The organism is Shewanella atlantica (assembly GCF_003966265.1).
Taxonomy (GTDB): Bacteria; Pseudomonadota; Gammaproteobacteria; order Enterobacterales; family Shewanellaceae; genus Shewanella; species Shewanella atlantica.
Map to the genome: position 1 here is coordinate 100,805 of NZ_RXNV01000001.1, position 23,779 is coordinate 124,583.

The window sequence follows — 23,779 nt, forward strand, 5'->3', positions numbered from 1 at the left end:
GTCCTTTTTCTCTTCTATAATTAATATCAGTTTTAGTGATAGTGACGATAAGTGTTCGTTATTTCATCACACACAAAATAGCCAATTTTTTACCAATTCACTCTCTGATTCGAACAGGCAAGGGTCAGAAATCGAACTTTCTGGGGGGTAGGTAGAATTGATTTGCTATGTGATCAGCTTAATAACTGACATTAACTCTGTATGCAAACCCTAACTTGAGCAAAAACTGCTGCCCAGCTAACACTTTTTGAATTAACTGACCAAAACTCGGCCTATTTAAGATGCGGCGAATGTTTGCGTATGTTAATATTACCCTGGTTAATTGGTCTTACCAATTATCTGATAGCCGAAATTCTTTACTAATGACGAGTGTCATCTTAACGGTTATCAACAATCAGATTCTTCCGAAGCTAACAACTTCGGAAAACAGTTCCCATCATCAGGGCGACACCATGAGGGGAGCTTTTTTAAGACTTAGCTATTGGTATATCGCTACCCTTGCTTTTAAAGCTTAAAGTCGATAGCCAATAACCTCTATCTCAACGAGAAGGTATTTGTACGATGACCGAAAAAACTGAACAGTTTGCCAATGCATGGGCAGGTTTCGCTTCTGGCGATTGGAAAACTGAAGTCAACGTTCGTGACTTTATTCAAGCCAACTACACTCCATATGAGGGTGACGAAGCATTCCTAGCTGAAGCAACTCCAGCGACCACCAAGCTTTGGGATAAAGTGATGGTTGGTATCAAGCAGGAAAACAGCACTCACGCTCCTGTTGATTTCGATACAAAGAAAGTATCAACAATTACATCACACGAAGCGGGTTACATCGAGCAAGATCTTGAAACCATCGTCGGCTTGCAAACTGAAGCGCCATTAAAGCGCGCTATGCTTCCAAATGGCGGCATTCGTATGGTTGAAGGTTCTTGTAAAGCCTACGGCCGTGAACTGGACTCAGATGTTAAATACGTCTATTCAGAACTACGTAAGACTCATAACCAAGGTGTATTCGATATTTACACACCTGAAATCATGCGTTGTCGTAAGTCTGGTGTATTGACAGGTTTACCTGATGCTTATGGCCGTGGTCGTATCATCGGTGATTACCGTCGTATCGCCCTTTACGGTATCGATTACCTGATGGCCGATAAGTTCGCTCAATTTGGCTCACTTCAACCTGGCTTCGAAGCCGGTGAAGACTTGTCTTCAACTATGCAACTTCGTGAAGAGATTGCAGAGCAACATCGTGCACTAGGTCAGATGAAACAGATGGCAGCCAGCTATGGTTTCGACATCTCTAAGCCTGCAACTAACGCACAAGAAGCGATTCAGTGGACTTACTTCGGTTATTTAGCTGCAGTTAAGAGCCAAAATGGCGCAGCCATGTCTCTTGGTCGTACTTCAAGCTTCCTCGATATCTTCATCGAACGTGACCTTAAAAATGGCACACTAACCGAAGAACAAGCTCAGGAGATGGTTGACCATTTCGTGATGAAGTTACGTATGGTTCGTTTCCTGCGTACGCCTGAATACGATGAGTTATTCTCTGGTGACCCAATCTGGGCAACAGAATCTATCGCTGGTATGGGTGTTGACGGACGTACTCTGGTTACTAAGTCCAGCTTCCGTTTCTTGCACACTCTATACAACATGGGTGCAAGCCCAGAGCCAAACATCACAGTATTGTGGTCAGAGAAGCTACCATTACCATTTAAAAAGTACTGTGCAAAGGTCTCTATCGACACTAGTTCAATTCAATACGAAAATGATGATTTGATGCGTCCTGACTTCGAGTCAGATGACTATGCAATCGCATGTTGTGTTAGCCCTATGGTTGTAGGTCAGCACATGCAATTCTTCGGTGCTCGAGCTAACCTGGCAAAAACTATGCTTTACGCCATCAACGGCGGCATAGATGAAAAACTTAAGACTCAGATCGGTCCTAAGTTCGATGCTATCACATCTGAAGTTTTAGAATTCGATGATGTTATGGGTCGCCTCGACACCATGATGGATTGGTTAGCAACACAATATGTGACTGCGCTTAACTCTATCCACTACATGCACGACAAGTACTCTTATGAAGCAGCCCTAATGGCACTTCATGACCGTGACGTTCGTCGTACTATGGCTTGTGGTATTGCCGGTCTGTCTATTGCTGCCGATTCACTTTCAGCAATCAAGTTCGCAACCGTTAAACCTGTCCGTGACGAAAACGGTATCGCTGTCGATTTCGACATCGAAGGTGATTACCCTAAATTCGGTAACAACGATGCACGCGTCGATGACTTAGCTACAGAGCTTGTAGAGCGCTTTATGGCTAAGATCCGTAACATGAAGATGTACCGCAACGCGATACCTACTCAGTCAATTCTAACCATCACCTCTAACGTGGTTTATGGTAAGAAGACTGGTACTACACCAGACGGTCGTCCAGCTGGTGCACCATTTGCTCCGGGTGCTAACCCTATGCATGGTCGCGATGAGAAAGGTGCGGTTGCTTCATTAACTTCTGTTGCTAAACTACCATTTGCTCACGCTCAAGATGGTATCTCTTACACTTTCTCTATCGTACCGAATGCGTTAGGTAAAGATGAGAACGGACGTCGCGCTAACTTAGCAGCTCTTATGGACGGTTACTTCGCTCATAATGACAGCCGCGAAGGTGGTCAACACCTCAACGTTAACGTTATGAACCGTGAAATGCTTGAAGATGCAGTGGTTAATCCAGATAAGTACCCACAGCTTACTATTCGAGTATCAGGCTATGCAGTTCGCTTCAATGCATTGACTCCTGAGCAGCAGCAAGACGTTATCACTCGTACCTTTACTCAAGGTATGTAATACCCGATATCTTTATAGATTAAAGGTAAATATTTAACGTGATTAAAGTGGGCTGTACGATAATTTAGTACAGCCCAATTTATAAAGAAGGAATCACAATGACAGTAAAAGGTCGGATCCACTCTCTGGAATCCTTTGGTACCGTAGATGGTCCAGGCATAAGGTTCATCACTTTTATGCAGGGATGTTTGATGCGTTGTCAGTACTGTCACAATAGAGATACATGGGACCTTCACGGTGGCCGTGAAATTGAAGTAGATGAGTTGATGACACAGATTATCAGCTATCGACCATTTCTCGAAGCCAGTGGTGGCGGTGTCACAGCAAGTGGTGGTGAAGCCATATTACAAGCTGAATTTGTCTCTTCCCTTTTCGAAGCCTGTAAGAAAGAGGGCATTCATACCTGTCTTGATACTAACGGCTTTGTCAGAAAGTACACCCCGATAATCGATGAGCTTCTCGATAACACAGATCTTGTGTTACTCGACATAAAACATATCGATGATAAAAGACATATCGACCTAACTAAGGTCAGCAATCACCGCACCCTGCAATTTGCAGAATATCTAAGCAAACGACAACAAAAAACCTGGGTACGTTATGTCGTTGTTGGCGGTTTTACCGATGATATCCCCTCAGCCAAAAGACTAGCAGAGTTCATCAAGCCAATGAAAAATGTGGAGAAAGTAGAACTTCTACCCTACCACGAACTCGGAAAGCACAAATGGGAAGCTATGGGTGAAGAGTATGAGCTTAACGACATATCTCCTCCCAGCAGTGAAACGATGGAAAACATTAAACAAGTATTTATCGATGCAGGCATAAATGCCATTTACTAAATGTTTTAGATAAAAATGTTGTCGAGGGATCACCAACTATAATAATTAAAGTTCTTCCCAATAATGTTCATCTAAACGTTCGAAAGCCGACTTTAAAATTAGCGCCATGTCGAGATAACACGCTCTCGGCCCCAGGGGACGACACTGGATCCCCATGTTCGTTAATTTAGTCGTCAACTGATCGCACCAATCGAGCAAGGTTAACGGCAAAGGATGGCGAGCACGCCAACCAAGCCAGAGCAAACCTTGAATTGGCAGGCTGATAAAAAATAGCGCGATAGTGATAGCTTGGGGCAAAAATGCCCAGCCATGAATATAGAGCTGACTCGATGCGGCTAACAGAGCAAGAAGTGGCATCAAGGGTACGGCTATCTGGGTAGCGCGAATAACGCGATACTCAGGAAAGTAGAAACTAAGTTGTCTGACCATAGGCCAAGTCTTCATATATTGACGACCTTCGCCCAGAGTTTTGAAAACTTTAATGCTCAATTTTACACCTAATTTATTGGGATACTGCTTTTACCATAGCACAAGCTGCAATAGAGCCCCAAGGCCTTGTAGCTGCTAAGTAGGTAGTTCCCAGCTCTGGTATCAGAGCATTTCTAGCGACTTCGACAATAATTGTCAATGAAGTCATTGTTGATCAGTGGCTTTAAGCTCACTACATTGCAAAAGGTTTAAACATGTCAAACAAACTGGTATTGGTACTTAACTGCGGTAGCTCGTCATTAAAATTTGCGATTATCGACGCCCTTACAGGTGATGACCAGATCTCGGGTCTTGCCGAATGCTTCGGTCTGGAAGACTCTCGTATCAAATGGAAAGTCGATGGCAAGAAACAGGAAGCGAGCTTAGGTGCATTCACCGCTCATCGTGAAGCCGTTGAATATATCGTTAACGACATTTTGGGTGCACATCCACAAATTGCCGCAAAAATTCAAGCGATCGGTCACCGTATCGTTCACGGCGGCGAGAAATACACTCAATCGGTCATCATCGATGAATCAGTGATTCACGGCATCGAAGAAAGTGCAGTATTCGCACCTCTTCACAACCCTGCTCACCTAATTGGTATCCGTGCGTCTCAGGCTTCATTCCCAGAACTTCCACAGGTCGCTGTGTTCGATACTGCGTTCCATCAATCTATGCCGGAAAAAGCCTTTATCTATGCCCTTCCTTACAAACTGTACCGCGAACATGGCATACGCCGTTACGGCGCTCATGGTACAAGCCATCTGTTTGTTAGCCGCGAAGCGGCTAAAGCACTGGGCAAAGAAGCCGCTGACACTAATGTCATCTGTGCTCACTTAGGCAACGGTGCATCGGTTACTGCAATCAAAGGCGGAAAGAGTGTCGATACCTCTATGGGTCTAACACCTCTTGAAGGTTTGGTTATGGGTACCCGTTGTGGTGACATGGACCCATCTATCGTCTATCACCTTATCCATAAACTAGGCTACACAGCCGATGAAGTAAATAACCTGATGAACAAGCAAAGTGGTCTGTTAGGTATATCAGAACTCACTAACGATTGCCGTGGCATCGAAGAGGGATATCAGAACGGTCATAAAGGTGCAACATTAGCACTAGAGATCTTCTGCTACCGTCTCGCTAAATATATCGCTTCTTACACTGTACCACTCGGCCGCCTAGATGCGCTTGTGTTTACTGGCGGTATCGGTGAAAACTCAGATCTTATCCGAGAGAAAGTGCTGAATTTACTTGAAATCTTTAACTTTGAAGTCGATGCCGATCGTAACAAAGCGGCACGTTTCGGTAGTGAAGGTCAAATCACCACCGACAATGGCCCAATTGCTATGGTAATCCCAACTAACGAAGAGTGGGTTATCGCAGAAGACGCTATGAGTCTTCTGAGCAAGTAGAGTAAAGAATATGTCGGCCATCGACTGAATGGCCGACAGCAAACAGTTAGGCGTATCAAAGATACGCCTTCAAAGCGTCACAAAGAGGTTTTTATGTCTCGCAACATTATGTTAATTCCTATCGGCACGGGTGTCGGTCTAACTTCTATCAGTTTGGGACTCGTTCGTGCTTTTGAACATCACGGCGTTAAAGTTCGTTTTTTCAAGCCTATTGCACAGCAACGTCCACATGATACCGGGCCAGAGCGTTCGACCACTATCTTAAGTAAGTCACCCACAGTTAACCCACTTGAACCATTTGAGATGGCACATGCTGAGAGTTTAATTCGTGGTGATCAAACCGATACCCTGATGGAGCAGATCATTGCTCGTGTCACTGAATGTGCAGATGAAAGCGAGACGCTTGTCGTAGAGGGACTGGTCCAAACCAGAAACCACCCTTTCTCAAGTGAGATAAACTACGCCATTGCCAAGGCACTCGATGCGGATATCATTTTTGTCGCAACACCTGGTAATGAAAGTGCAACTGCACTGATGCACCGTCTTGAAATTGCTCACAATTCATGGGGCGGAAGCAAGAACAAACGTATTATCGGCGCGATTGTAAATAAGATTGGTGCACCGGTAGATAACGAAGGTCGCGCTCGTCCTGATCTATCTGAAGTATTTGATCATGCAGATATTCAGCGCCCAGATGCAGCGAGTATGTTCCAACTTCCTGGAAAGAGCTCACTTCGTATTCTTGGTAGCGTACCTTACAACTTAGATCTTGTTGCCCCACGTGCATCGGATCTGGCTAAGCACCTTAGTGCAAAAATCATCAACGCCGGCGAAATGAACACACGTCGCCTGCGTAAAGTGACTTTCTGTGCCCGTAGCATTCCAAATATGGTCACCCATATTAAGACAGATTCACTGCTCGTGACCTCCGGCGACCGTTCAGATGTCATCGTATCGGCCTGTCTTGCAGCCATGAACGGCGTTAAAGTTGGCGCACTATTGCTGACAGGAAGTTATGAGCCTGAGCCTGAGATCATGGCTCTATGTGAACAAGCCTTCGAAACGGGTCTGCCTGTATTCTTAATCGATACCAACACATGGCAAACGTCGCTTAATATCCAACGTTTCGACCATGAAGTTCCTGTCGATGATGCCGTACGTATCGAAGAGGTTCAGGAGTACGTAGCCAGTCACATTGACCAAAACTGGATTGCTACCGTCACTAAGAACTCACCTCGAGAGCACCGTTTATCACCACCGGCATTCAGATATAAACTAACTGAATTGGCACGTGAAGCCCGTAAAACAGTCGTATTACCGGAAGGTCATGACCCACGTACGATTGAAGCAGCCAGTATCTGTTCTGACCGTGGTATCGCTAAATGTGTATTACTAGGTAATAGAGAAGAGATTGAACGTATTGCTGTACGTCAGGGTGTTGTGTTGGGTGAAGGCGTTGAGATCATCGACCCGTCATCGGCACGTGAACGCTATGTAGAGCCAATGCTTGAACTGCGTCGCCATAAAGGGCTGACCGAAGTCGTTGCACGCGAGCAGCTCGAAGACAACATGGTACTGGGTACTATGATGTTGGCTCAAAGTGAAGTCGACGGTATTGTATCTGGCGCGGTTAACACGACTGCTCATACAATCCGCCCGCCGCTTCAGTTAATTAAAACGGCACCGGGTTCAAGCTTAGTCTCATCAATCTTCTTTATGTTGATGCCAGATCAGGTTCTTATCTATGGTGACTGTGCGATTAACCCGGATCCAAATGCTGAACAGTTGGCCGATATTGCTATCCAGTCTGCCGAATCTGCCGCAGCCTTCGGTATCGAACCTAAAGTTGCCATGATCAGTTACTCTACCGGTAGTTCAGGTACAGGCTCTGATGTGGATAAGGTACGTGAAGCTACCCGTATAGCCAAAGAGAAACGTCCGGATCTTATTATCGATGGACCGCTACAGTATGACGCAGCAGTCATGCCAAATGTGGCTCAATCTAAAGCACCTAACAGCCCTGTAGCAGGTCAAGCGACAGTATTTGTATTCCCAGACTTGAATACAGGTAATACGACGTATAAAGCTGTTCAACGAAGCGCTGACCTTATTAGTATTGGTCCAATGCTTCAAGGTATGCGTAAACCGGTCAATGACCTCTCTCGTGGTGCCTTGGTTGACGATATTGTCTATACCATAGCGCTCACAGCGATTCAGGCATCTCAAGAGCAATAAAGGCCAGCCTTTATTGGCAGAGAGCCAGACACAAAGCCAATTTCTATCCATCCATGAGAAATTGGCATAAATGTTCCAGACATAAAAAAGCCTGTCATTGACAGGCTTTTTTTTGCGCTAAAATAGTTCAAACCTTAATGGATGCTGAATGAAACACCCAAACAGGTGAATCCGTCACTTTTTAACCAGAGATTTAAACACCTTAAAATCAAAGAGTTAAAAGTTATGCATCTAGTCTTCAACATAGTTGTCCACAGATTTTGTGGATAACCGGTAAAAGTTATTCATTCAGATATGCCTTATTTATCGAGCTAGGTCAAGCATTATAAAATATTTTTACACCTAACCTTACTTGCCAATTCAAATAACAATAGCGATACTGGCTCAAACACATCCCTTGATAGACATATGAGAATAATCGCCCTACTCTGCTTAACTTTTCTTTTCGGCTGTAGCCCTGACTCTTCTAATAGCGAGTCCAAACGAACCCCGGAAGATGTCTCTCTCGGTTTTTTTAATGCTATCTATGTCGATCGTGATGTCGACAAAGCGCTGCAGTTTGTAGATGATCCGATGAAGAAAGTGTTAGCGCATTATCATATTGCTGCATCTGTTCAGCGCCATGTTCTTAACTTGTCCATGACTGAAGTTCAGATGGAGATCGAAGAGATTGACATCGATTTTTTCAGAAAGTTTACCGATGACGTCACCGTTATCGTCAAAATGCAAGGTTTGAAGGGAGGAGAGCCCTGGATAGACGATAGAACCATCAGACTCCACAAGAAGGGGACTAAGTGGGAGATTATCGAGATCTTGCCTGAAAAGGGTAATCTACACTAATCATTCGGTGTAAGCTCATCACCTCTACAAAAGAGATCATAGTTGAAAGGTCAAAAAAAATAGCAACCTAAGGTTGCTATTTTTATCTCAGCCGAGGCTGAACTAACTCTTGAATTGTTGGATTAATCCTTAATCCAAAAACGCTTCTTCATCCATTTCCAGAGGCAAAGATTCGATCACTTCATCTTGTACTTGATAGTATGCGCCTTCGTATTCTTGAATTTCCATAACAACTCCGAATTACTTTTGTAGGGTCTGAGGCATGTCATTTCTTCGATGACACTTTCCTGAGTAGGAAGAGATAGACATTCCACCAACTTCTTGAAGCAAATTATATCAGGCATTTTGCAGGAATTACACAAAACTTTCAGTTTAGTTCGTAAAAAAGCCCTAAACCACATCAAAACAAGCAATAGCAAGCGTTAAAACTGAAAGTCTTTCAGTTTTTTATATGATTGCGGACTAAAAACAGTTTTTTTAACTTCCAAAAGTTCTAGGCTCACCGATTAAAACTGCTAAGACTTAAGGATACCTATCAAAAAAGTCGTTTAATTGCCAGGCATGATATTGGAGGTACTGACTATGAATGCGCTTGTAGAATTTGAGGCACAGAGGCTGACGGATCTGTTTAATCAAGGGGACACCCTGAACATCTACATGTTTATGGATATGATGAACATGCCCATAGATGTTCAGGACAGACTCTTCACAGAAATATCCTCTCTGAGAAATATCGATAAAGGTAAAATTGAAAACATCATAGAGTCACATGGGCAATCCATTATGGATGAGCGACTCAACTACTAATACCAATCGGTATAAGAAAGTGGTCAACTCAGAGTTATTTTTGGCTGCATAATTCAAGGCGAATGAGTGAGGGAATGGTGATCCCTTTTGAACTCATTCAACACGGAAGTAGGCAGCAAAAAACACTCCTGAAAGGCGAGTTTTAGCACTTGTGATACGGCGTTAACGAGCTTAAACGTAGAATAACTATGTTCCTCACTCGTTGCGAGCAACATGGATGTTGCAAATGTCATTTATGCAGGAGCAATTAATGACCTTGCCTCACAAGCGCTAAACTCTCGCTGAATGACCACACCTTTATACCGATTGGTATATACCGACAACCTCTCGCTTTATTATGGCTTGCCATTAACCCTAAAACGAAAATCGCCTGCATTTAAAAATTACAGGCGATATCGAGAGCAAATGTATAAAGCAAGGGGAAAAATTTAGGCTAACTTATACCTAAGCACCTTCAGCGCCTTATTCCTGTCGATGTCTGCAAAAATGGCAGGATTTTCCAGCTGCTCAACGAACACTAAAGTAGGGCTGAACTCTTCCACTTGCAGCTTCAGATACTCAATGCTTAACTCGGGAGCATTAAGGCATAACAGTATCTCTCCGTCCGAGGTCAATAACTCAGGCGCTCGCTTCAGTAGTCGAGAGTAATCTTTAGTTGCAACGAAGCTGCCCTTTTGATTACTCGGTGGATCGGCAATTATCATCTCATAGGGTCCGAGCTTGGTCAGCTTGCCCCATGACTTAAAAATATCATGACCAAGAAAACGGGCTCCCGCCGGAAAATCGTTTAACAGATGGTTCTGCTTGCCTATCGACAAAGCTCCCTTGCTCATATCGATATTGACGACACTGTCGGCGCCGCCTTGCAACGCTGCGACAGAGAAGCCACAGGTATAGGAGAACAGATTAAGCACCTTCTTATCCCGCGAATGCTCCCTCACCCACTGTCGACCATTTTTCATATCGAGAAACAATCCGTGATTTTGGCCTCTCAAAAGGTGGATATAAAATTCAGCACCGTTTTCTTTTACCTTATGCTTCTCGGGTACGCTACCAGCTACCAGCTCGGTAAGCGTCTGCCCACCACTTCGGTATTGAAAGACAAGGTTGAGTTCCTCTTCACCTCTTAGTGCCTGCCAACGTTGCTTAATAGTATCTACCGACAATGCCAACTCATCGGCTTCCAGGGGCTTGAAACTGGTCAGCAGTAATACTGGGGGGAACCAGTCGAGGCACAAGTGTTCGGCTCCGGGATAGAGCCCACCACGGCCATGGAACAGACGATTGGCCTCTTCACCAAACGCTACCTTATTCACTTCATCAAAAAATAACTGCATTACACTCACTTTTCACTCATAAAATCTGGATAGATTAAAGGCTGCTAAGCAGCCTCGGAACTGTCTTTTTCATCTTCGGGGGCTGACGCCCTTACATCATCCACATCATCGGCTAACAGTATCGCCAACCAGCTGCCTCCCTTGCTGGATTCCAATGCTATTTTCACGATCATGGTCAGTGGCACCGACAACAACATGCCTACAGAGCCCAGTAACCAACCCCAAAATATCAATGACAGAAATACGACCAGTGTCGAAAGGCCTAAACCTTTTCCCATATACTTTGGCTCAACTACGTTACCCATGACCGTATTGGTACCCAGATAGAGCAATGCAGTCCCGCCAGCGGCGGCTGGGCCTAATTGAATAAATGCCAACATTACCGAAGGGATCGCAGCGATAATTGAACCGATATTGGGAATATAGTTAAACAGGAAAGCGACCACGCCCCATAAAAGTGCATAATCTACACCAATAATGGCTAACCCCGTGCCGATAATAACGCCAGTCGCTAAACTGACTAAGGTTTTAATCACCATATATTGATTCACTGAATGCAGAAACCTGTCAATTTGTTGCATTCTCATGTCTGGATCATCCAGCGCAAAATGCAATTTCTTGGGCAAGGTTTCAGATTCAAACAACATGAATACGACGGTAAGAATAATTAAAAAAAGATTTGCCATCACACTGCCGACACCAGATAACATGTTGGTCGTCATAGACAGGGCAATGCCAGGATCGAAATAAGCTAAAATCTGCTCTTTGGTGATGATGATATTAAAGGTACGTAGTTTACCGGTGATCCAACCAAACTGCTCAACGAGCTGATCCCGATAGTGGGGAAGTTGAGTTGAAAACTCATTGATAGAACTACCGACAATCTGAGCCAGCCAAAGCCCCATCATTACAATAAACACCATCATTAACATAACCGCTAATGCCCTTGGCACCTTCAGTCTGGTTAAACCTCCAATCATCGGGTTACAGATCACGGCGATGAAGGCTGACAAAACAAAAGGAACCACTATAGGGCTCGCTGCCTTTATCCCGGCCAATATCACGACAACGAAAGCCATGATCGCAAATCCCTTATAAGCGACAGACTGGGTATCAATTCTCGGCATTTTATAAAATCCTTCTTGATGAACTAATATATTGATAGGTTCTGTAGCAACGAATAACCTGAGACTCTAAATTATCCCATGATAACGTAAATAAACATCAAATTAGTTAAAATAGCGTCATATTGAATCAAAAAATGAGCCATTTTAATCTGCTCGAGCCTACGATGTTGGAGCAACTTCAGTTTTCATCAGTTTTTTGAGTCATAATTGTACTAGATCCACCTTTTAACTATCTGGGCATACTATGAATATTTTAATAACCGGAGCAAGTGGTTTTATCGGCCATCAACTCGTCAGAGCATTAGAAAGTAAGCACCAGCTAAGCCTACTTTCAAGGCACCCAGCCCGGGCCAGAGAGAAGTTAGGTAGCCAACATCAATATCTGGCATCCCTCGATAGTTTATCTTCTCTGGATGAATTTGATGCAGTGATTAATTTAGCCGGTGAACCCATAGCGGGTAAACGATGGAGCATTGAACAAAAACAGCTGATCTGTGATAGTCGATGGAATATCACCGCACGTTTATCTGAGCTTATAGCCCGGAGTCAAACCCCGCCTTGGGCCTTCATCAGCGCCTCTGCTATCGGACGTTACGGCCAACAGGGCCCAATTCCCATCGATGAGAGCTATTTTGACGATTCCAAGTCATCCCTGAGCAATGATATTGAATTTACTCAAACCGTTTGCCGGAAATGGGAGAGTTCAGCCTTAAGCGCACAATCCGATAATACGCGGGTCTGCATCGTCGCAATAGGCTTAGTGCTTGGTTTAAGTGGAGGAGCGCTGCCAAAGATGTTACCGGCATTTAAGCTGGGCTTAGGCGGCCCTATCGCCTCAGGCGAGCAAGGGATGAGTTGGATCCACCAGCAAGATCTTATCTCGCTATTTGTCTATTTACTCGAGCATGGTGAATGTCGTGGCGTCTACAACGCCACCTCCCCCAACCCGGTTAGCAACAAGGATTTCTCGACCAGTCTGGGGTCAGCCTTATCCCGACCGGCAATAATTCCTATGCCATCCTTTGTGCTCAATCTCGTACTCGGCGAGATGGCGGAGTTACTGACTCAGGGCCAGTATGTTATTCCTAAACGGGCTCTGGATGATGGTTTCAGCTTTAAATATTCAAAACTAGACGATGCATTTTCAGAGATCTTCTCCCGTAAATAACTCCCCACACAAAAGAGGCTGTCTCTATGAGACAGCCTCTTATCAACACAGCGTACAGCTAATACAATGACCTTACCCGGCTTTTAGCAAGTCTGCACAGGATTTGCTAAGCAGTTGCCTGCAACGCCAGACGCCTAATAAGGCAACGGTCAATGCGCCACACACAGGCGCTATTCCCCACCAAGGCCAATGCATATAGACATTCAACTCAAACACCTGAGTCTTAAGCAGGTAGAGTGTAAACTCGGCAACGATCACCGCCAGAAAACCCGCAACGGTTCCCAGTAACGCAAACTCCAGCCCCGTGGCCATTCTCAGTAGCCAACCCGATGCGCCAAAGGTTCTCAGCACGGCAAGCTCCCTCTGCCTGGTGGCCATTCCTGCCTCAGTTTGGGCTATCATGACCAAACTACTGGCCAGTACCACTAGCACTAATACCAGCGTCAGTGACAAAGAAACCTGATCTACGATCTGCCTGAGCTGTTTAATCATAGTACCGACATCGATAATAGAGACCGTGGGGAACTGTTTAATAATTTCGAGTATTATCCCCTGTTTATTCTCTTCCAGATGAAAGCTTGCCATCGAGGTATGAGAAAATGACGCCAGGGAAGCATGAGTAAAAATCATGAAAAAATTGGGCTGCAGTGTCTCCCAATGAACCGCTCGCAAACTCCCCACATTCACGACTAACCTTTGGTTATCAATAACGTAAGTCAAACTATCGCCAATCTTGATACCTAAGCGTTCGGCAACACCTGACTCAACCGAAACATCGCTCTCATTTAGATTGAACTCACCCTCGAGGATCTCATTATTGGGTGGCAAGGAGTCTCGCCAGGTAAGGTTTAATTCACGAGAGATCCCTAATCGGCCCTTAGCACCTGCTTTTTCCTGTTCGGCCGAAATAAGCTTCTCACCGTTGATCTCGGTTAACCTCCCCCTGATAACGGGATAAATATCGGTTGTCTTTACCGTATTGGCTTTCAGGTAATTACCCAGTTCAGCCTCTTCATCGGGAGAGATGTTAACTAAGAAATAATTGGGCGCATTTTCGGGCAACTGGTTTTGCCATTCACTGAGCAAGTCTTGCCTTAACGCCAGGATAGTCAATAACAGCACAAGTGCACTACTGAAGCCGACGAGTTGAACCGCATTCTGTTTAGCACGACGCCTAAGCCCGGCCAAGGCCAGCTGCAAAGGATTGGTCGTTTTCATCCCTATGCTATGGCCGGCACGGATCATCAAGAAGCCGAGTATACTCAATAACACGCCCAGCAAGAGCACTCCGGCAACCACAGTCAAAGTCAATGGCAGGCTTTTCGAGTAAAGATAGCCTAACAGAGCCATAGCACCAAGGCTAAGAAGCAAGTGCAACCACATTCCCAGCTGTAACCCCTCAAGTTGTCGTTGCAGTACCCGCAATGGCGGGATAGAGAGCAGGCGCATCAGAGGGTAAGCTGAAAACATAAACGCACTGATAAAACCTGTCGCCAAGCCTAACAATATCGGACGAATATAGGGCGGTGAGTAAGCCGCTATCTCTTCGGGGAGGAAGGAGGTAATAAGGCCATCCAGTGCAAAGCCCCCCATCAGGCCCAGAATTACGCCAAACAGGGTCACTAACAGCAGGTGCGTACCGAACAAAACTCGGATCTGTCTGGCCGATGCTCCAAAGGTTTTCAACATGGCCACGACATCATAGTGGCGATGACAATAGCGCTGTGCCGCAATACCAATGGCGGCACAAGCCAATGCTATACCTAACAAACTTGCCAATAGCAAAAATCGCTCGGCGCGTTTCACCGCATCCGCGATGGGAGATTCACCTGATTGTACATCGACCCAACGTTGACTGGAGGTCAGCTTAGGCTTTATATATGACTCAAACTGCTTTAATTGAGACGCGTCGCCAGAAAATTGAGCCAAATATGTCACCCTGCTTCCAGGCTGTATAACCCCGGTAGCTGCAACGTCTTCCAGCCTGATAAGCACGACCGGTGACGAGGCAAACGGGTTAAAACCTGCGTCGGGCAGACGGGATATCTCCTCACTGAGCGTAAACTGCTTATTGCCCAGCTCCAGCGATTCGGGATAAGCCAGTAATCCGCCCAGACGGGTTTCAAACCACAACTGACCGGAACCGGGTAGACCAGTCTGATCGCCTGAGTGAGTCACTGAATCAGAATTAAGCTCAATTTTGCCTTTGAGCGGATACCCCTCTCCCACGGCCCTTACTGTTACGAGCTGAAACTTATCCTCTGCAAACACCATGGAGTTAAACTGCATGCTCGATACATGTGCTAGCCCCAACTCCTCTGCTTTTGCAATAAATGACTCATCAATCTTAACCGGAGAGTTAATGATCCTGTCCGCAGCGATAAACTTTGAGGCCTGCCCATTAATAGCAATCTGTAACCTTTCGCTGACTCTGGCTAAGCCGGTTACGGATAACACGGCTAATGTGATTGCTAAAACGATTAATAGTAGCTGTCCTTGCAGTAGTTCCCGCTTAAATAGCCTCCAGGCTAAGCTTATCTCCATTAGCTCGCCTCCACACTAGCCAGATGACTCTGTGCCGGATTATTCGATAAAGTCTTGTCCTTATCAGGCTCACCTTCAGATTCGGTTATCACGCCGGTATCCATTAACAGCTGACGCTGGCATCGCTTGGCTAATATCAGATCATGGGTGACTAACACTAAAGTTGTCTCACTCTCTCTGTTTAGCTCGAACAACATGTCAGCGACCTTTTCACTATTTACCGCATCTAAATTTCCGGTCGGCTCATCGGCAAATAATACCTTCGGCTCGCATATAAAGGCTCTGGCAATGGCGACTCTTTGCTGTTCACCACCCGACAGTTGATTAGGGAAATGCGTGAGTCGATGGCTTAACCCGACTCTTTCTAACATGGCCTCGGCTTTCTCTTTTGCCTGATGGATACCTGCAAGCTCGGCAGGAAGCATCACGTTTTCCAGCGCATTGAGAGTATCGACCAACATGAAAGACTGAAAAATAAAGCTGACCTTTTGCTTTCTTAAAGCCGCCTTCTTCTCCTCATCCAAAGACTGTAAAGCAACACCATCTAGTATGATCTCTCCACTGGTCGGAGAGTCCAGGGCGGCGAGTAATCCAAGCAAGGTCGACTTGCCCGAGCCTGATGGCCCGAGTATCGCAATACTTTGCCCCTGCTTGACATCCATATTAATGCCGTTGAGGATAGTAAGTTCTCCCTCTTGGGTAGCCACTGACTTAACGAGATTGTTTACTGTGATAGCACTGACTTCTGACATAAAACCCTTCTCTTCCATGCTTAAATCTGCTCTGGGCCTGTTTACCCTGGCGACTGTTTTCTTTTGCACTCAATTATCTGCTGCCCCTATATTAATCCTAGGTGATAGCCTTAGTGCAAGTTATGGTGTCGATGAAGATAAGGGGTGGGTGAACCTTTTAAGAGCTAAACTCCCCGAACATGAGATAATAAATGGCTCGGTCAGCGGTGAAACAACCGCGGGCGGATTGCGTAGACTGCCCGCTCTGCTTGAGTCTGCCAAGCCCGAGTTAATATTAATTGAGCTGGGTGGGAATGACGGATTGCGTGGTTTTACTCCTCAGCAACTGAAAGAAAATCTTACAAAAATAATTACTCTCTCTCAGGCTAAAGATGTCGAAGTGCTCCTGTCTGAGATTATGGTCCCACCAAACTATGGCCCCAGATACGCTTCAATGTTCTCACAGGTGTATAAAGATCTGGCGAACGAACATGAGATCACCCTACTGCCGTTTTTCATGACTCAGATAGCAACAAAACCGGAGTTGATGCAACGAGATGGCATACACCCAAATGCTGAGGCTCAAGGCGATATCGCAGAGTTTATCCTTCCTTGGGTTAAAAATGCACTTTAAGTACAAAACACTATCCATTTGCTTTATAAAGAGTTATCGATAAAATATTGGCAACAAGATTTGAATGATGAACATTCCGGAAAAGGACTCATGAATAATAAGGCAAAAAAGACCATATTATCTAATATGACGTTAGGACTAAGTCTGGCCATAATGTTTACAGCCCAGGCGCAGACTCATATTGCCGAGGCTCCCGTTTCTGACAGGCTTGCTCCGGCCCAACTTCTTCCTCCCGCCGACTCATCCTTCGACTGGCTCCAGCTCACATCCTTCGAACTGCTTAAGGGGGAAATTAAAAACCTTTATGACGATAAGTTAGAATTTGAAAGTGATGAGCTAGATACTGTTTTTGTCGACTGGGAAGACGTTAAGGTACTGCAAAGTCATGATCTTATCAGTGTAGGTTTTACAGATCTAAGTACCAAAACAGGCCTCTTGCGACTTCAAAATGGTAAGGTCTATATCGATGGGGAAGAGTTTGATCGCAGTAAAGTCATGACGCTAATCGCTGGCGAGCAAACTGAATCAAACTATTGGTCGAGTAAAATTTCACTCGGTGCGAACCTGCGCTCAGGAAATACTGACCAGGTCGACTTTAGCGCGATTGCCAATGCACATCGCCGTACAACCGAATCACGCTTTAACCTCGATTACTTAGGCAACTACTCAAAGTCTGAGGGTCTCAATAATATCAATAATCATCGTCTGAACGCCTATTTCGATTGGTACATTTCAAAGCAGTTCTACTTGCGCCCGATATTTGCCGAAATATATCTGGATCCGATAAAAAACATTCAATATAAGAATACGCTCGGTTTCGGTCTGGGTTACGACATTGTGGACACGCCGAAATCAAACTGGAGCCTCACAGGTGGTCCTGCATATACCTTTACCAAGTTCGACAATGTCGCCATCGATGAAAGTGAGGACGATGGCAGTACCGCATTAGTGGTAGATACGGCATTTGATACAGAAATAACCGATGATATCGATTTCAATACCCTTTATAGAGTTCAATACGGTAATGAGAAATCAGGTGGCTACACGCACCACGCCCTTGCAGGTATCTCCATTGAACTCACCGATATGTTTGATCTCGATCTCTCTCTGGTCTGGGATCACACCAACAAGCCTCAAATAGACTCTAGTGGCGCTATACCTAAACAAAACGATTATCAATTCATCGTAGGCTTCGGTATCGATATCTGACCGACGCTACAATCATGAACTGAAAAACCGACCGGCCCGGAACTCCACGGGCTTAAAAATCTCAAAGCCAAAAATATTAAGCCTGCTGATTAAGAGTAACCTGATACCAATCGGTATAACAGCCGTCACTCCCTCAATTTCCTATCAAAAATAATTAAATTAATCAAATTTCAACCACTGTTTACCTTTGCATCTTTCTTATTGATTTATAAGAACAATACACCAACCTCGCGTTTTAATATTCGAAAGCATCAAATGAAGCAATTATGTTACAGGCTTGTTGGCCGGATTTCACATTGCATATATAGTACGTCAGTGCAATCTAAGAAGGGAATAATAAAAATAAGCAGGAGACGCTATGTTTAACAAGAAACCATCATGGTTATTGCCCTCTCTCGTGGCCAGTGCCGTTGCCTTAAGTATCGCCGGCTGTTCATCGGATGACGACGAGCCGATCATCGAAGACGAAACCGACACGGTTGCCCCTATACCCGAGCCGGGACCCAGTTTCCCCGAAGGGGCTATCATGATCCCCGATGGGGAGGATCTCACACTACGGATCCAGGAAGCACTGATAAACGCTCAGAGTAATGATGTCATTGTCTTGCCTAAAGGCAATTTCAAGATAGCTTCTACGCTGCTCTTCGATGGCGATGTGGATGGCGATGGAACTCTGGCAAAAAATATCACCATCATGGGATACGGTATGAATGAGACCGTATTAGACTTTTCAGAATCTGTCACGGGTGATGGTATTTTTGTTCAGAACGCCGTCAACGTCATCATTCAAGACCTCTCGGTCAATGAAGCCAAAAACAACGGTATAAAACTCAAAAATACTAACGGTATCATTCTTCGTCGTCTCGCTACCGTTTGGGAAGGTGAACTCGATGAAGGGAATGGCGCTTACGGCCTCTATCCTGTCGAGTGTGAAAATATCTTAATTGAAGATACTTATGTCCGGGGTAGTGCCGATGCCGGTATCTACGTGGGGCAATCTCAGTATATTGTCGTACGCCGCAATATCGCGAAAGAAAATGTGGCCGGAATTGAAATTGAAAACTCGAAATATGCCGACGTATACGATAACGAAGCGATGGGAAATACCGGTGGTATTTTAGTATTCGATTTGCCAATCAACAACCATAGATATGGCTCAAGTGTTCGAATTTTTAACAACAAAGTTTACGATAACAACACCAAAAACTTTGCCAATGCCTCGGCTAACCCAGCCGGTGTACATATCGTTCCGCCGGGTACCGGCATGATCATTTTATCTACCGATGATGTTGAGATCTTCAATAACGAGATCACCAATCACGACACCATGGGCGTAGCAATAACCAGCTTCTTCATTGCTGAACCGGATATGGGGTCCTTCGTTGCTAACTACGGTCAACCCGGTCAACCTATTGAAGATGGTTGGAGACCTACGCCGCGTAACATCTACCTCCACGATAACGTCATTACCGACTATGGTAAGAAACCCAATGGTTACCTTATCGACGATATCATTAAAGCTTACCTCTTCACCCACGGAAAATTCCCGGGCGTACTCTATGATGGCTTAGGTGAAATGCTATCAAATAACGGCACCGCCGCTTACCTGGGCTTGCAGGAAACTCCATTCGCCGAGGATGGCAGTGATAATGTCTGTTCCAGCGACAATGGGGATGTCTCATTTGGCCGACTTTACGCTAACAACAATACGGATATGAGTATCGCAGATGTCTTGTATGAGCCGACTCAGTCCGACATCATGAAATGTGCTCAGGTGAGCTTACCGGTTCACACGGTCACATTTGGCGATGAGATCTTCGGCTGTGGCGTCGATGACGAGGTAGAAGGTTGTGACGGCGGTAATCTTATCGGAGGTGGTGGCAGCATAGGTGAAGGCGAAGGTGGTCTGGTCGGAGATGGTGACTTAGCCTTGTGTGAAACCAGTGGTGACAACGTCAACTGGCCGGCACTGCTGGGCGCAAACTGTCCAAGCCTTTCCGACTACAACCTGTTTGCCGATGCATCAAACCCAACGGTTGGCGCAAACTCAGGTGGCCTGCCATACGATATGAACACCCAGTTGTTTACCGATTATGCCAGTAAATATCGTTTCGTATTCGTGCCCGAAGGTAAGACGGCAAACTATTCGGCAGAAGAGAGTATGGACTTCCCTGTCGGAACCGTGATCACCAAAACCTTCGCTTTACCCGCAGATACGAGTCAACGGGGTATAGAAAACGAAGATATGATCGAAACTCGATTATTGATCCGCCGTTCGACGGGCTGGACAGCACTGCCTTACATCTTTAATTCTGAAAAATCCGATGCGGTATTGGCCAAAGCGGGTGCGATTCAGGGTAAACAGGTGACTCATAACGGTGAAACCTTTGACTTTGATTATGTCGTTCCAAGCATGAATCAATGTAAGCAATGTCATCAGTTTAAAGCCGATGCCGATAGCCCGGCGGTATTTGTTCCTATCGGTCCTAAGGCTCGTTATCTGAATAAAGATCACACCTATGCCGATGGTACAATGAACCAGTTACTGAAATGGCAGGCTGCGGGGATCCTTAAGGGCGTCCCCGATATCGCCACCATAGACACGGTTCCCACATTCTCAGATGGCGATGAAGCTCAGTTAAGTTCAATGACAGATGAGATGCTGATGAAGACCGCCAAAGGTTATCTTGATATCAACTGTGCCCATTGTCATCGCCCCGAAGGTAATGCCTCTAACACAGGGCTCAAACTCGAGTACTTCAGGGACTACAGCGAAGATGAAGGATTCTCTCATGGTACCTGTAAGTCGCCGGTCGCTTATGGTGGTGGTTCTCTGAGTTATGACGTCGTACCTACGGCGCCCGATCGCTCAATCCTTCACTTCAGGATGGAAACAGTGCTCCCGGGTGACCGTATGCCTGAAATTGGTCGAAGTCTGGCTCATGCAGAGGGTGTTGACCTCATTCATGAATGGATAAAACGCCTGCCTATGGCAAGCTGTTCACAATAAGCGTTTCACAATAGGCTTATAGCAACAAAAAGGCCGGTTTACCCGGCCTTTTTTATTCCTCTCTCTAGTCGTTTACTGCTTATGCTCTCTTTTATTGAGCCTACATCACAAGGCTCTTAGCTCTTCATAGGTGAAGTATGCAAAAACTAATCATTTTACTCTTAGCTCTCTTCCTCATATCGGCGTGCGGTGGTTCAGAAGCAGAGACAGATCCCGGTGTTGAAAGTATTGAGTCGCCCTCGGTCGATACGTCACCACAGCCCGAGACTCCGGTAACGCCAGCATCGCTGTGCGAACAGACAACAAGCAGCATCAACTGGGAAGCACTGATGAATGAGGATTGTGACGACTTAGCCCAATATGGACTCTTTGTCGATCCCCAGACACCAAGCTCAGATCCTGTAGCCCCCGGCATGCCCTACCACCTTTCGACTCAACTTTTCACTAATTATGCCAGCAAGTATAGGTTCATCTTTATACCCGAAGGGAAGCAGGCCACTTTTCATCCCACCGACACCTTTCAATTTCCTATCGGGACAATATTAACAAAAACCTTTTCAATGCCTTTCGATACTCAAGTCACCAACCCGGAAAATGAAGTACTTATTGAAACACGTTTATTGATCCACAGGGAGTCAGGTTGGACAACACTCCCCTACCTCTGGCAAAACGGTGAGGCCAGTTTAATACAAGCGGGAGCCGACATTCCTCATACGTTAAACCATCAGGGACAGGTCGAACGCTTCGATTATCACGTTCCGAGCCGAGCCGAGTGTAAAATTTGTCATCAGGTCAACATAGATAGCACCAGTAATATCAGTCCTATTGGCCTTAAGGCTCATTTGTTGAACCACGACATTGACTTTAATGGCACTACAGTCAATCAATTACAGATGTGGCAGAACCAATCACGCTTAACCGGCCTACCGCAGCTCGATGAGATAGCCCACGCACCGCCACTGTCTGATACGGATGAAAGTCTCACTCAGCGGGTAAAAGGATATATCGATATCAACTGTGCCCATTGTCACCGAGCCGAAGGGTTTGCGAGTATTTCCGGACTGAGACTCGGTTTTCATATCGATCATACCAGCTATCAATATGGGATCTGTAAGCAACCACCGGGCTGGGATGGAGGCCCTAAAGGTTTATCTTACGACATAGTCCCCGGAGATGGTGAACATTCGATTTTACTCTATAGACAAGAATTGAACTCCGCAAAAGACAGGATGCCTCCCATAGGTAGAAGTTTGGTTCACACCGAAGCCATCGAACTGATAAAACAGTGGATAGACTCACTTTCCCCCACCATAGGCAATTGTCAGGCATAAATTAGAGAGCAGCTGCAACGTAAGCATGAAACCAAGGCTGTGGTTCTATCGCAGCCTAAGATTAATCCTATGTGGCTAGCTCTGGTCGGCTTTCTTCTCATTTAAACGCAGGAAATGCCCCGGAGGATGTCCAAGCCAGTGTTTAAAGCTCTGCCTGAAGTGACTCACATCGCCGAACCCCATGATCTCGGCGATATCTTCAATACTCTTCTCTTCGGATAAGATCAAACCGATAGCGGCTTGACAGCGAACCTGATCGACTAACTTCTGATAGCTCGTCCCGGCCTGTGAAATCTTACGTCTCAATGTCCTGTCGCTGATATTTTGATGTATCGCCATCTGCTCCATGTTGGGACAATCAGGAAAGGTTTGCCTTAAGAGCTCGAGCAGAGATTCAATATAGGACGTTTGTTTCACCGATTCCTTATTGATCATTCGCTGGTTAAATTGATAGGTAACGGGAAGGGACAGATAACGATGATCGATTGTCCATTCATTAAATTCGGCGCCAAATTCAATCTCGGCCCCTGTGACCGACGAGAGGTAATCCGCATTGCGCGCTTTTTCTGCCAGGGTAATTTTATCGAATAAAATTGGCTGTCCCGCAAGTCCACTCCCTACGGTCGCCAAACCGCAGACACTATGCTGGAACTGACATGAATAGCGCTTTGGGTCAATCTTGCCGGTATTTAACCAGCGGATCCTTAGCTTCCCGCCCTCATTGCTGACCAAGGTATCGGTAAAGCTCCCCACTCGCTCGGGATGAGAGACCACAAACTGCAGACACTCGCCAATGGTTTTACACTCGGTAAAGAAGCTGAGTAAGAAGTCCAAATCATCTACAGAATATTGGCAACCCACTTTGGCTCCGATTTCGGGGTCTTGAGTATATTGCTGCAGAAACGCCATCGCGAAGTCCGCTTGCCAGACATAGATGAGTTGCAGGTGTTCCAGCTCTTTTATGCCGACACCTATCTGTGAGCACAGTCTCTGTGCTACCTCCTCACCTTGATGCTTTTGCAGGTACCTGAGCAAATTCCGTAATTGATAGGCCGGATAAGATTGATCTCCTACCATCATATTGGGCTTATAACTTTGAGCAAACTTCATTAAGCACCTTTTTTATTATTGTTATCTATTTTGTATAAGAAATGCCTCAATAATAAAAGTGTTTTTTCTCTATTCACCCAATCAGATACAAAAAAGCCTGCAAAATGCAGGCTTATTAGAATCAATTTAA

General features: G+C 45.5%; 17 protein-coding genes. 11 read left to right on the forward strand and 6 right to left on the reverse strand.

Annotated features, from left to right (window positions below):
- Nucleotides 1-561 precede the first annotated feature (561 nt).
- Nucleotides 562-2,844 (forward strand): formate C-acetyltransferase, encoded by a 2,283-nt coding sequence (gene pflB, locus EKG39_RS00400; protein ID WP_126503174.1) that lies wholly within the window; start codon nt 562-564, stop codon nt 2,842-2,844.
- Nucleotides 2,845-2,942: 98 nt separating this feature from the next.
- Nucleotides 2,943-3,683 carry a pyruvate formate lyase 1-activating protein gene (gene pflA, locus EKG39_RS00405; RefSeq protein WP_126503176.1) on the forward strand — a complete coding sequence of 247 codons (741 nt, stop codon included), beginning with the start codon at nt 2,943-2,945 and terminating at the stop codon, nt 3,681-3,683.
- A gap of 45 nt (nt 3,684-3,728) precedes the next feature.
- Here pflA and yfbV read toward each other — a convergent pair whose 3' ends face one another.
- Nucleotides 3,729-4,172: a terminus macrodomain insulation protein YfbV gene (yfbV, locus tag EKG39_RS00410; RefSeq protein ID WP_126503178.1), complete on the reverse strand. Its 444-nt coding sequence runs from the start codon at nt 4,170-4,172 to the stop codon at nt 3,729-3,731.
- Nucleotides 4,173-4,366: 194 nt separating this feature from the next.
- Here yfbV and ackA point away from each other — a divergent pair, with 194 nt between their 5' ends.
- The 4 genes from ackA to EKG39_RS00435 all read left to right on the forward strand — a co-directional run bounded on the left by ackA (nt 4,367) and on the right by EKG39_RS00435 (nt 9,448).
- A complete protein-coding gene (ackA, locus tag EKG39_RS00415; RefSeq protein WP_126503180.1) occupies nt 4,367-5,566 on the forward strand; it encodes an acetate kinase in 1,200 nt (399 codons plus the stop codon).
- 93 nt (nt 5,567-5,659) lie between these two features.
- A complete protein-coding gene (gene pta, locus EKG39_RS00420; RefSeq protein ID WP_126503181.1) occupies nt 5,660-7,801 on the forward strand; it encodes a phosphate acetyltransferase in 2,142 nt (713 codons plus the stop codon).
- A 408-nt stretch (nt 7,802-8,209) separates the two neighbouring features.
- Complete coding sequence (locus EKG39_RS00425) at nt 8,210-8,641, forward strand: hypothetical protein (protein ID WP_126503183.1); 432 nt, start codon at nt 8,210-8,212, stop codon at nt 8,639-8,641.
- Between the two features lie 582 nt (nt 8,642-9,223).
- Complete coding sequence (locus EKG39_RS00435) at nt 9,224-9,448, forward strand: hypothetical protein (RefSeq protein WP_126503185.1); 225 nt, start codon at nt 9,224-9,226, stop codon at nt 9,446-9,448.
- A 428-nt stretch (nt 9,449-9,876) separates the two neighbouring features.
- Here EKG39_RS00435 and EKG39_RS00445 read toward each other — a convergent pair whose 3' ends face one another.
- Together EKG39_RS00445 and EKG39_RS00450 are read right to left on the reverse strand one after the other, a co-directional pair.
- Nucleotides 9,877-10,785, reverse strand: a complete 909-nt coding sequence (locus EKG39_RS00445) for a class I SAM-dependent methyltransferase (protein ID WP_126503187.1) — start codon at nt 10,783-10,785, stop codon at nt 9,877-9,879.
- Between the two features lie 44 nt (nt 10,786-10,829).
- Nucleotides 10,830-11,912, reverse strand: a complete 1,083-nt coding sequence (locus EKG39_RS00450) for an AI-2E family transporter (protein WP_126503189.1) — start codon at nt 11,910-11,912, stop codon at nt 10,830-10,832.
- Between the two features lie 244 nt (nt 11,913-12,156).
- On the opposite strand from EKG39_RS00450, the gene EKG39_RS00455 reads away from it, so the two are divergent.
- A complete protein-coding gene (locus tag EKG39_RS00455; protein ID WP_126503191.1) occupies nt 12,157-13,080 on the forward strand; it encodes a TIGR01777 family oxidoreductase in 924 nt (307 codons plus the stop codon).
- 72 nt (nt 13,081-13,152) lie between these two features.
- Here the strand turns inward: EKG39_RS00455 and EKG39_RS00460 are convergent, their stop codons facing one another.
- Together EKG39_RS00460 and EKG39_RS00465 are read right to left on the reverse strand one after the other, a co-directional pair.
- Nucleotides 13,153-15,624: an ABC transporter permease gene (locus EKG39_RS00460; protein WP_126503193.1), complete on the reverse strand. Its 2,472-nt coding sequence runs from the start codon at nt 15,622-15,624 to the stop codon at nt 13,153-13,155.
- Nucleotides 15,624-16,376, reverse strand: a complete 753-nt coding sequence (locus EKG39_RS00465; RefSeq protein WP_126504679.1) for an ABC transporter ATP-binding protein — start codon at nt 16,374-16,376, stop codon at nt 15,624-15,626. The genes EKG39_RS00460 and EKG39_RS00465 overlap by 1 nt, the downstream gene beginning before the upstream one ends.
- A 16-nt stretch (nt 16,377-16,392) precedes the next feature.
- Here EKG39_RS00465 and EKG39_RS00470 point away from each other — a divergent pair, with 16 nt between their 5' ends.
- The 4 genes from EKG39_RS00470 to EKG39_RS00485 all read left to right on the forward strand — a co-directional run bounded on the left by EKG39_RS00470 (nt 16,393) and on the right by EKG39_RS00485 (nt 22,539).
- Entirely contained in the window at nt 16,393-16,989 is a 597-nt protein-coding gene (locus EKG39_RS00470) for an arylesterase (RefSeq protein ID WP_012142043.1), read from the forward strand.
- A gap of 90 nt (nt 16,990-17,079) precedes the next feature.
- Complete coding sequence (locus EKG39_RS00475; RefSeq protein ID WP_126503195.1) at nt 17,080-18,198, forward strand: DUF481 domain-containing protein; 1,119 nt, start codon at nt 17,080-17,082, stop codon at nt 18,196-18,198.
- Nucleotides 18,199-18,556: 358 nt separating this feature from the next.
- A complete protein-coding gene (locus EKG39_RS00480; protein ID WP_126503197.1) occupies nt 18,557-21,208 on the forward strand; it encodes a parallel beta-helix domain-containing protein in 2,652 nt (883 codons plus the stop codon).
- 137 nt (nt 21,209-21,345) lie between these two features.
- Nucleotides 21,346-22,539: an SO2930 family diheme c-type cytochrome gene (locus tag EKG39_RS00485; RefSeq protein WP_126503199.1), complete on the forward strand. Its 1,194-nt coding sequence runs from the start codon at nt 21,346-21,348 to the stop codon at nt 22,537-22,539.
- Nucleotides 22,540-22,614: 75 nt separating this feature from the next.
- Here EKG39_RS00485 and EKG39_RS00490 read toward each other — a convergent pair whose 3' ends face one another.
- Nucleotides 22,615-23,649: an AraC family transcriptional regulator gene (locus tag EKG39_RS00490; RefSeq protein ID WP_126503201.1), complete on the reverse strand. Its 1,035-nt coding sequence runs from the start codon at nt 23,647-23,649 to the stop codon at nt 22,615-22,617.
- Nucleotides 23,650-23,779: the final 130 nt, after the last annotated feature.